This window comes from Shewanella sp. TB7-MNA-CIBAN-0143 (assembly GCF_040310065.1).
Classification (GTDB): Bacteria; Pseudomonadota; Gammaproteobacteria; order Enterobacterales; family Shewanellaceae; genus Shewanella.
This window is the reverse complement of record NZ_JBEOPL010000041.1, coordinates 1-11,641: the sequence shown is the minus strand read 5'-3', so window position 1 is coordinate 11,641 and position 11,641 is coordinate 1. Positions and strand designations below refer to the sequence as shown.

Here is an 11,641-nt window from a genome sequence, read left to right as displayed (position 1 = left end):
ATTTGACCGATTTAATGCCGTGGAATGTTGATTTGAGCAATTTGGATTAACGTTTCACTGCTTCATTTACCGCTTACCGAATTAGTGTGCTTGCGTTTGTTGTGTTTCATTGCAGGTAGTTCTTATAGGCTATGCATGCTGAATCTAGGTGGCTAGACGTAAGACTCAAGATCATATCTGTATAGCTTTCTTCTATTGCAGAGTGAACGCCTTTGCCAAATTCTTGCTCACTCATCTTAAAGAATCCCAAAGGATAACTATGAGCATTTGCCGATAAAAACTTGTATAGCCCAAGAAAATCTTCACGGCTTCCACCATTTCCTTCAATTATTTGCTCTTTACTTAGAAGGAACGCATCAGTTGCTTTCAGATAGTGTTTCTGCTTCTTCTCATCTAAGGCCAAAAATGTAGCATTGTTACGCAACAGAACACGCATCTCTTCGGCTCTTTTTTTGCAGGCTTCAGCCTCGTTTTGAGCCCCTCTGAATTCAAATATTTTTTGTCTTGTCACAGCATCATGTAGAGAAAACAACCAAAAACGGCAATCTTTATCTTCCCTTAAAAGGGATCGGTCGGCCAGATACAAAAAGCTATTGAGAGCATCCATTATATTTCTCAACAGCGTCCCCAAAGACGAATAATCCCAGATAGACTCGATAGAGTTATTTTTAGGAGCCATCATTGAAATTGTTCTTGCTGTCGTACAAATTCTTACGAATAGGGCTGACAAAAGAAAATCAACGCTATGATCTGATATTTCTCCCCCCCTTGAGGCAGATAGCTCTTGTGCCCGCTTTAAGCTTGCTTTTAGCCGCTCCTTAGAGGCTTCAACATTCGAACTTAGTTCAGAATTGGGCATAAACTCACCCTGAAAAATATCGCCGCCAACACAGGCCGAGCAAAGCGAGGTCCAGTGCAATGCGATTTTTTGCATTGCACGATTATGATTGGCCTTGTTATAACCGTCACGTGGTTGCAACCAAGTTGTAATTATTATCGAAAGAAAGCTTAACTGAAGAACCGCTAGCTGAAAGATTCTCAATTTGGCTCATGGCCATATCACCTCTGACGATTGAGTTTAAAGGCAGTCCAGCAGAAACCGAACCACAACCGGGAATGCGATATTCCTTACCCGCGGTTGTAATAATATTGGTGTTCGCGTTTCGGTCTCTCAAGTTTTTCCGTTGATTGGCAGTAAGAGGTGCTCTGCCGTCCCCTATATAATATGGCTCTATCAACTTTGGATAATGTGTTTCGATCTTTTCTATGATTCCAACATCAACCCATGGCTCGTATGTACCTGTGCTGTTGCTATGAGGCTGAATATCCAAAAAGATAAAATGATCGTCTGTTACTATTGCAAAAAGCAAGTCATTACTTCTGGTTACAAAAGATCCATTTCCGTCAGATGGTGGGATGTGAAAATGATAAATGGACCACTCATTCAACATTGGATCGTTATTGGCGGCTTGATCAGCATCGAAAACCAGCTTACTAAGATGAGGAATTAGCGAATCAACATTTATGATTTTTTTCTCCAGATTTGATATGCCAACCGAATTCCCCTTTTCATCGAAGCCTGGATACTTAACTACCTGTCTAGGTTTTTTTGCAAAAAGACGATGAACAACCGAGTAGAATAGATTTGACAGAAGTGACAGCTCATAGTCTTGGATATTGGACGTAATAGAGCTGTCTCTCCTATCTCTTTTTTTAAGTTGCTCATCGGTGAACTGCTTGCTGCAGCCGAGCAACTTCAACTCATTTCGCATTAACAACTCATATTGATTTTTCAAATCCATCTCGATTCCCGATTGGGTTATAACGTCTTAGTATTTATGCGCTGCGCTGTTTGCATGGCAGAAATCGCTTGTTGGACTTGGCCGTTGCCACATCCATGTCAATTGGTATAAATGATGCTATAGGAATTTCCTTTTTTGCGGTAGCGGTTTTTATACAGTTTGTTGGGTAATCACTTGATATTGTTTTAGCTTTCTCATTCTTTCACGCTCACGTCTGACTCATTATTTACCTTGATTGACAGCATTTGGGCCTCGTATTCAGGCTAACACTCATACCATATTTTCTCATCTGCTAATGTAATTGCGGTTGGATAACACTGATTAGACCAGAGCTCTGTAGCATTACTAAAATTGAGTCAGCATACTGATGTTGAAGTGAGCTAGATGCCACTTTGCTAACAAGGAATGGGGCGTGCGACGTGAGGTCGTATGAAGCGCTGTTCACCGCTTTTGAGTGAACCATCTGTATCACCAGATGAACCTAGGAGCCTGAATAAAGTAGCGGCTCTGACAATGTAATGAAGATTGGTTATAGACCAATCGGGATCTGAATCGTGAGAGAACGATCCTCCTGATAACCACAAATTGGGTGAGTGCTAGGTAGTCAGTATGATGAACATATGTAAATCCGCGTAAGGTGCGTTATACGATGAAACAGCGGAAGTGGTTTATACGCTGTGGCCAAAAGGCAATGAGAGTTGGAAAGAGATTGCCCCATGCTCTTTCGTGGTCAATATAACTCTTCGCACTATAGCGGGCATCTACCCTGACATTGCGCGACATACGGAACACGGTAAGCCTGTATTGCTCCCTTTGGGAAAGCCGATATGGCCGATAGCGGTGCAGGTATAGGAGGTTGGAAAAAGCAAAGGCTGCATTGTAACGATGCAGATACAGACTTGTGTCTGGTCACGAAAGTGAGCCCACTTCCGACTGGTCTCCCGTTGCAAGATAATTTGAAGAACTTTATTCAAGGAGAAACGCAAATGATGATTTCAACAGAGATTAGTGCCTCTCCTGACGGCGAACAATGGCAGTCCATAGACTGGAAATCCGTTGAACCGCATGTATTAAAGCTTCAGATGCGTATTGCAAAGGCAACACGAGAAGGTAAACACGGTAAGGCGAAAGCATTGCAATGGATACTGACTCACTCGCGTTCAGCAAAACTTCTTGCTGTTAAACGAGTATCAAAAAACAAAGGCAGTAGAACGCCTGGAATAGATGGTGTCATCTGGAACACGGATGCACGCCGCATGAAAGCAGTAAATCAATTGAGCAGGAAGGCATATCAAGCCAAACCACTCAAGCGTATCTATATCCCCAAAAAGAATGGCAAACTTAGACCTCTTGGTATCCCATGCATGATAGACAGAGCACAACAAGCGCTCCACCTTCTTGCATTAGAGCCTATATCGGAGACGCTTGCTGACCCAAACAGCTATGGATTTAGACCAAATCGTAGCACTGCCGACGCAGTCGATCAGTGCTTCAAATGCTTGGCTCTAAAGAGATCAGCGCAATGGGTTCTTGAGGGAGATATCAAATCCTGCTTCGACAAAATCGGGCATCAATGGCTTGTTGATAACATCGCCATAGATAAACGAATGTTGGAACAATGGTTAAAGTCTGGTTTTATGGATAAAGGGTTGTTTTATCGTACTGATGAGGGCACGCCACAAGGAGGGGTTATATCCCCAACCTTGATGCTAATGACTCTTGCTGGACTTGAACAGCGCATAAAGTCTACAGCACTCAAAAAGGGTGCTAGGGCCAACTTTATTGGATACGCCGACGATTTCGTCGTCACCTGCGCTTCAAAGGAAGTGCTCGAGAACGATATCAAACCGTTGATCGCTGACTTCTTGGCGGAAAGAGGCTTAACACTCTCCGAAGAGAAAACGCACATTACCCACATCAACAAGGGTTTTGACTTCTTAGGGTTCAATCATAGGAAGTACAAAGGAAAATTGCTCATCAAACCGAGCAAGTCCAATACCTTGTTGTTCTTGAGTAACCTGCGCGAACTCATCAAAAAGCACGCAACCATCCCTGTTAACGATCTTATCAAACTGATAAATCCAAAACTAAGGGGTTGGGCGAATTATTATCGTCATTGCGTTGCTAAGCAAGTATTCGGGTATGTTGGGCACAAACTATTCTATACGTTATGGCACTGGGCAGTAAGGCGCCATCCAACAAAATCTAAGACTTGGATAGCCCTTAAATACTTCATCAACCGAAAAGGCCAATGGCAATTTCACGGTTGGCAGAAGGTCAAGGATATGGATTGCCAATTTAATCTATTCCAAATAGCCAAGGTGCCTATTGAGAGACACGTGAAAATCCGAAGTGCGGCTATACCATTCGACCCTCAGTACCTAGAATACTTGGTTAGGAGAAAATCGAAAAGGCAAGCTCGTAACTCTTGGAATGAATCAGCTCTCACTGCTTTATAAGTTGCTGGGTATCTAACGATACCTTTGTGGAGGCTTGAGCCTAGTGCAGTGAAAGTTGCACGCTGGGTTCTTAGGAGGGCGGCACTTGGTAACAAGTGTCGTCTATCCGACATTAACGTTTTAGATGTAAAATCATCTGTACTAGTTCAGACTCGTTCTGTAGCGGAGTTTTTCAAGGTAGTTATCCAACTTAACCTAACTCTAAATATCATCATAGCTAACAATTTTTTTAAAAATGTGGCTTCCAGGATAAAGCGTAAAGGGATCACTTAATTCTTTCAGTTTTCCTGATTTATGAAGTTTTGTTATCGCTTTCTTGTATAGGGGGTTCAGCTTCTCTATTGGCCAATTGTCTGAAACGCCCATGCCACAGTAGTAACCCAGATGATAAGAACCATCATCTTGAGATATTAATAGGCTTGGCGACTTATTGTTCTCCTTGGACCATTCTCTAATATTTTCGACTACTTCCTCTTGGGTTATTTGCTGACTCATTGCCTACTCCGAAGATATTATTTAATACTATTCATGGCTAAATTTAGATTTTAAAAAATTAATCGTGCCAAAGTGGCTCACTAGGCTTCATCGCTTAATTAAAAAAAACACTCACAATTCGTAGTACAACTAAGATATTGGCATCTAAAGTCGAATTCCGATCTTGCAGGTATTTTGCTCTTTAACCTCTTTAATTGGACCAAAAATAAGTGTTTTTATCCAGTTTTAAATCATGGATTTGCACCAATGGGCATCACCGTAAGTGAAAAAATACCGGTTTTTACCTTTTTTCATCAGTTTTATAAAACATTAGTCTCTTTCTACTAATTCAAATCAGGCTTTCTGGTCCTTTGGGTGTTAATAATCTTACTCAAAGTACCTTTAACTTAGGCTTATGCTCTATTTGTAGTGATGGGGAAATTTGGCCACTTGCTTAGCCGTTTTCAGCATAATATTTTATCTGAACTAATATGATCCGCAGTGATTTTCTAGCTTAATTTTGCTTCTAAATGGGCTAGGAGGTTAACTCATTAATGTTCAAAAGTTAGCTAGAAATTGATCAAATTTAATGGGCATAAAAAAATAATTAAGGAAGGCTTGTGTGCTAATGAAAATGATCAAGCTTTGGCAATCACACCGATCAAATGATTAACTTGACTATGCTTTATAAAAATTGAATAGGGAATCAGATGAAATTTAATGATCTACATACATCTTATTATAACTGCATACTTATTCACCTAAAGCTATCGATTTGAGTTAATATTGTTTTAACGACATGAACCGATTGAGGTAACTATACAAAGTTTGGCTTTTATTTACGGTCCAGAATCATCAGGTAAAACGACGTTAACTCTTGAAGTGATTGCCGCAGCGCAACGCGAAGGTAAAACTTGTGCGTTTATTGATGCTGAACATGCTCTTGACCCAATTTATGCGAAAAAGTTAGGCGTAGATATTGATAACTTACTTTGTTCACAGCCAGATACTGGCGAACAAGCGCTAGAAATTTGTGATGCGTTAACTCGTTCTGGTGCTGTAGACGTTATAGTGGTCGATTCTGTTGCAGCGTTAACGCCAAAAGCTGAAATTGAAGGTGAAATTGGTGATTCACATATGGGCCTTGCCGCTCGTATGATGAGCCAAGCTATGCGTAAGCTGGCTGGTAATCTTAAGCAATCAAATACTTTGCTTATTTTTATTAACCAAATTCGTATGAAAATTGGTGTGATGTTTGGTAGCCCAGAAACAACTACCGGTGGTAATGCACTAAAGTTCTACGCTTCAGTACGTTTAGATATTCGTCGTACCGGTGCCATTAAAGACGGCGACGAAGTTGTCGGTAATGAAACCCGCGTTAAAGTGGTTAAAAACAAAATTGCGGCTCCATTTAAGCAAGCTGAATTCCAAATCCTTTATGGGCAAGGTATTAACCGTACTGGTGAATTAGTCGATCTAGGTGTTGCGCACAAGTTAGTTGATAAAGCGGGTGCTTGGTATAGCTACAAAGGCGAGAAAATTGGTCAAGGCCGTGCTAACGCAGGCAAATTCTTGACTGAAAACCCCGTCATTGCCAGTGAAATTAATACCACTTTACGTGCTATGTTATTGAATGGTGGTGCTAATGCATCAGATTCTAAAACAGAAAGTGATGAGAATATTGACCTTGAAACGGGTGAAGTATTCTAAGCTAGTCAGTCAGTTACATCTATCGCGGTAGCGCATCTTGCGCGCCGCGAATATTCCCTCGCTAAAAGCCCCTGTTGTTTATACCCTAAAAACGATAACGCTAAAAATTATAACGTTAAAAACTGCAACGTTAAAAACGTTGATATGTGAAAAATCTCAAGTACTCGATTATTGTCAATCTCAGGGTTATTGAGTCATATCCGCTACTCTGCGTTACTTTGAATAATCCCACATAGCCTTAATGCCCATACTTTTAATGATTTAGTTCTGAATTATTTAGCATTTAAAATCACACTGTTTGCCAAACAATCTATTAGTTCTGCAGCTACCTTCTTCAATTGGTTTAAAAGCTAATCTGTTACTCCTAACCACGCTCTTTTTATCGTGATAGCGGAGGTTTATCTGGTTAAATTAGAGGGCATTGAGCTCACTTCAAATGTGGATAACAGACCGAACACTCGACAACAACGGTTGTTGTTAATCTGCAATCTCAAGCTGACCATTTGCTTACTCACAAGGCAGTCTTGCCGCCAGCAACGAGCCAATTGCCTTTTAATTTAACGTCGTTAGTTGGGTAACGGGCTGTTCGGGATGTGTTTATTAGCTCGAGTTGAGCTTAGTTAACCTTAGTCGGTGAGATCGCTTATCAATAACTATTATTATCGGTTTATGCTCAGAGGATAATCGAGCCACTCATCTCGCATGTTGACGTAAATTCAGTATATAATGCTTACATTTACAGGCTTGCATGCCAAGCTCGTTACTTTCGTATTTTCTATATTCAGGGCCATTTCATGTTTCAGACTACAGCAGAGTTAAGAAGCGCTTTTTTAAAGTACTTTGAAGATAACGGACATCAGGTTGTTGATAGCAGCTCGCTTGTTCCCACAAATGACCCAACACTGTTATTCACCAATGCGGGTATGAACCAGTTTAAAGATGTGTTTCTCGGCATGGATAAACGCAATTACACCCGAGCGACAACTTCACAACGTTGTGTGCGCGCAGGTGGCAAACATAACGATTTAGATAACGTGGGTTATACCGCTCGTCACCATACTTTTTTTGAAATGTTAGGCAACTTTAGTTTCGGCGATTATTTCAAAGAAGATGCAATTCGTTTTGCATGGACCTTCCTAACCGAAACACTCAAACTGCCAAAAGAACGCTTATGTGTCACTATTTATGAAACCGATGATGAAGCATATGATCTTTGGACTCAAAAAATAGGCGTGCCAGCGGAAAATATGATCCGCATAGGTGATAACAAAGGCGGGGCTTTTGCGTCAGATAACTTCTGGCAGATGGGTGACACTGGTCCTTGTGGTCCTTGTAGTGAAATTTTCTACGATCATGGTGATCATATTTGGGGTGGCCGTCCTGGCACGCCTGAAGAAGACGGTGACCGCTTTATTGAAATTTGGAACATTGTATTTATGCAATACAACCGTCAGGCCGACGGTGAAATGTTGCCATTGCCAAAACCTTCTGTTGATACTGGTATGGGTATTGAGCGTATTGCTGCGATTATGCAAGGCGTGCATTCAAACTACGAAATCGATATTTTTAAACAACTTATTGCCAAAACAGCTGAAATTATCGGTGTAACCGATTTAGAAAATAAATCTCTGCGTGTTATTGCTGACCATATTCGTTCATGTGCATTTTTAATTGCTGATGGTGTTATGCCATCAAATGAAGGTCGTGGTTATGTGTTGCGTCGTATTATTCGTCGTGCAGTTCGTCATGGTAACAAGCTGGGTGCTAATGACGCATTCTTCTACAAACTTGTGCCAACGCTTATAAGCGTAATGGGCGATGCCGCCATTGGTTTAAAACAAACTCAAGCTATTGTTGAAAAAGCCTTAAAAGCGGAAGAAGAGCAGTTTGCTCGCACTCTTGAGCGCGGTTTAGTTATTTTAGACGGCGCGTTGAATAGCTTGCAAGGTGATACTTTAGATGGTGACACCTTATTTAAACTGTATGACACCTATGGTTTTCCTGTCGATTTAACTGCAGATGTTTGTCGTGAACGTGATATTAACGTTGATGAAGCTGGCTTTGAGTCAGCAATGGCTGAACAAAGAAGCCGTGCACAAGCTGCAGGCAACTTTGGCGCTGATTATAATAGCCAATTAATTATCGATGCAGAAACCTCATTTAGCGGTTATACCGAGTTAACTGGTCAGCCAAACGTGATTGCTTTATATGTTGACGGTAAAGCGGTTGATACCGTGATAGCGGGTCAGGATGCTGTCGTAGTATTAGACAACACACCATTTTATGCTGAATCTGGTGGGCAGGTTGGTGATAAAGGCCAGTTGACAGCTGAAGGCGTAGTATTTGCCGTTGCCGATACTCAAAAGTTTGGTCCAGCTACCGGTCACCAAGGTCAATTAGCTCAAGGTCAGTTAGTCATAGGCCAGCAGTTAATCGCACAAGTGGATAAAAACTTACGTCATCGTACGCAATTAAATCATTCTGTTACTCACTTATTGCATGCTGCATTACGTCAAGTGTTAGGCTCACATGTGTCTCAAAAAGGTTCACTTGTTAATCCTGAACGTTTACGTTTTGACTTTGCTCATTTTGAAGCGGTTAAGCCATCAGAATTGAAGGCTGTCGAAGATTTAGTTAATACCCAAATTCGTCGTAACCATGAACTTTGTACCACTGAAATGGGCATTGATGAAGCCAAAGAAAAAGGTGCAATGGCACTATTTGGTGAGAAATACGATGACCAAGTACGTGTTGTCACTATGGGTGATTTCTCTATCGAATTGTGTGGTGGTACTCATGTTGGCCGCACTGGAGATATCGGTTTATTTAAAATCACTTCTGAGAATGGTATTGCTGCAGGTGTGCGTCGTATTGAAGCTGTAACAGGTATTGCTGCAATGGCTTATATTGCTGATCAACAAGCCATGTTAGATGAGGCTGCACAACTACTAAAATCAGATAGTGCTTCGGTAGTCGCTAAGTTAAAAGCTCAGCTAGATAAAGTGAAGCAATTAGAAAAAGATTTATCTCAATTAAAAGATAAGTTAGCTGCTGCGGCCAGTGCTGATATGGCAGGTGATGCAGTAGAAATCAATGGCGTTAAACTTTTAGTTAAACAACTTGATGGTATTGACCCAGGTTCACTACGTGGTTTACAGGATGAGCTGAAGCAAAAGCTAAAGTCTGCGATTATTGTGCTAGGTACTGCTAAAGACGGTAAAGTTAATTTAATTGCTGGAGTCAGCAACGATTTAACCAAGAAGGTCAAAGCGGGTGAGTTAGTCGCAATGGTTGCACAGCATGTTGGCGGTAAGGGCGGTGGTCGTCCTGATATGGCACAAGCTGGCGGTACTCAACCTGAGAATCTAGCCGCAGCATTAGCCCTTGTAGAGCCCTGGGTAAACGAACGTTTACGTTAATAAAATCTGTAGATTAGCGTTTTTTTGGCAATTGAGTCATAAAGTCTAAGATATGCGACTTTATGACTTGAGTGCTATGAATAGATTTGGCATAGTGAACTAACTTGCTAACAGTAAAAGCGTTTAAAAGGGTTGCTAGCGTTGGGCAATGCTTATTATTGTACTTATATGTAGTACTCTAATGTTGTATTGGTTCTCAATTCCTATCGTTTTTGTTATTGGTTTGCCGTATTGGATTGTTTAGTAACGGAGTCTTATATCGTGAATATGAATAATTTACGGTTGATCTCGTTTTTAAAAGACGACTAATCGTCAAGTTTTATGATTTCCTAAGAGAATTTGCTTTATAAACTGATGTATTCACCAATTGATACTATGATTTTAGGTAAAGCAGACCTTATAATGAGCGCATATTACGGACAAAGCGTGTTATGCAGATTGAACTTAAAGGAGCAATCGAATGCTAATTTTGACTCGTCGAGTAGGCGAAACATTAATGATTGGTGATGAAGTCACCGTTACTGTGTTAGGTGTTAAAGGTAATCAGGTACGTATTGGTGTTAACGCACCTAAAGAAGTATCTGTTCACCGTGAAGAGATCTACCAACGTATTCAGTCTGAGAAGTCAGGTACCCCTTCTGAAGGTGGTAATTACTAATTTCGACAGATGATGTCGATATCATTAAAGCCAGCATTTGCTGGCTTTTTTGTTTTTGTATTGCAGTGGCATTACCGCTTTAGTTTAATCAGCCCTTATTCGTTAACCTCTGCTCGGAATTTTCACTGTCATCAAACTGTCCTTTGTTTATGCGATTGCTTCAATTAAAAGACCCGCTAGTTACGTGTCATTTCGCTGGGTTAACCCAAATACAGAGCTAAATTTAGAACCAAATTCAAATAATAACGAGTCAATTTAAATATGAGTGACCAGTAAACATTCTACGCTTATCAATTTACCCATCTGTTATTCTGCGTTGAGGTTACATTAGCTCTAGCGTAGAGTACCTCACAGCTCCAATTTAAGGTTGTTGGTGTAAGCAGGACAATTTCCCCTTAAGTTGATACAAGACTGAAGTGGAATGAATGAGGCTCTCACAAAGCACTTTTTAACACACTGATTCAGTTTGTTAAACGCATCCATAAATGAGTCGTCATTTATTTACCATCTGACTAACGTATTTATTTTACTCGTGTTGAATTATCACTGGATGCTATTTGTAGCTAACAATTGGTATCAAACCATTTTTTTTAACGAGTCATTATTTAAATGTGCTTAATTCATCTTGATTATAGCGTTGTAATGGGAATCGTTGATCAATACAAATCCCATCGTAATCTCGTGCAAGCTATAGCAAATTAACCTTCCTAAATGGCATTATGCGGCTATTGTCGATATTGGTTAATATGATGTTGAATTGTAATAGTGAGTATAAATTACCCTATGACTAGGCTAAGTTGTTTAAATCAACGATGTGTTTAATTATATCTTTGGTTAAAAACCTTAAAACGCTTGTCGGACGAACAGAGGTTTAATGAGATTATGTCTGTAAATTAAAAAGAATATTCATCAAAAAACGACTGTTTTCATCAAGATTTGAGTCTATTATCTCCAATGTGCTTAAAAACACTCCAAATGAAGTTAGGTTTCCTAAAAAGGGTTTGACTTATTTTCATCAAACAGTAATATGTGCGCCAAGAAACGGAGAGGTGGCCGAGTGGCCGAAGGCGCTCCCCTGCTAAGGGAGTATGGGCTTTAAATCCCATCGAGGGTTCGAAT

Annotated in this window: 6 protein-coding genes and 1 pseudogene; 4 read left to right on the top strand and 3 right to left on the bottom strand. The window is 40.5% G+C overall.

Annotation, left to right across the window (positions count from 1 at the left end; translation table 11 throughout):
- Window positions 1–106: 106 nt before the first annotated feature.
- On the bottom strand, window positions 107–934 hold the full coding sequence (locus tag AAEY97_RS20900; protein WP_351001227.1) for a DUF5677 domain-containing protein: 828 nt from the start codon (window positions 932–934) through the stop codon (window positions 107–109).
- Window positions 935–965: 31 nt separating this feature from the next.
- Window positions 966–1,802, bottom strand: coding sequence for a hypothetical protein (locus AAEY97_RS20895; RefSeq protein WP_351001224.1), 837 nt, complete (start codon window positions 1,800–1,802; stop codon window positions 966–968).
- 986 nt (window positions 1,803–2,788) lie between these two features.
- Between AAEY97_RS20895 and ltrA the strand changes: the two genes are divergently transcribed.
- Window positions 2,789–4,261 carry a group II intron reverse transcriptase/maturase gene (gene ltrA / locus AAEY97_RS20890; RefSeq protein ID WP_101087243.1) on the top strand — a complete coding sequence of 491 codons (1,473 nt, stop codon included), beginning with the start codon at window positions 2,789–2,791 and terminating at the stop codon, window positions 4,259–4,261.
- Window positions 4,262–4,462: 201 nt separating this feature from the next.
- Here ltrA and AAEY97_RS20885 read toward each other — a convergent pair whose 3' ends face one another.
- A complete protein-coding gene (locus tag AAEY97_RS20885; protein ID WP_351001221.1) occupies window positions 4,463–4,756 on the bottom strand; it encodes a hypothetical protein in 294 nt (97 codons plus the stop codon).
- Between the two features lie 816 nt (window positions 4,757–5,572).
- Between AAEY97_RS20885 and recA the strand changes: the two are divergent.
- The 3 genes and pseudogenes from recA to csrA all read left to right on the top strand — a co-directional run.
- Window positions 5,573–6,445, top strand: a pseudogene (gene recA / locus AAEY97_RS20880) (recombinase RecA); the annotation flags it as partial.
- A gap of 794 nt (window positions 6,446–7,239) precedes the next feature.
- Window positions 7,240–9,864, top strand: coding sequence for an alanine--tRNA ligase (gene alaS / locus AAEY97_RS20875; RefSeq protein ID WP_351001218.1), 2,625 nt, complete (start codon window positions 7,240–7,242; stop codon window positions 9,862–9,864).
- 460 nt (window positions 9,865–10,324) lie between these two features.
- Window positions 10,325–10,522 (top strand): carbon storage regulator CsrA, encoded by a 198-nt coding sequence (csrA, locus tag AAEY97_RS20870; RefSeq protein ID WP_011636538.1) that lies wholly within the window; start codon window positions 10,325–10,327, stop codon window positions 10,520–10,522.
- Window positions 10,523–11,641 lie beyond the last annotated feature (1,119 nt).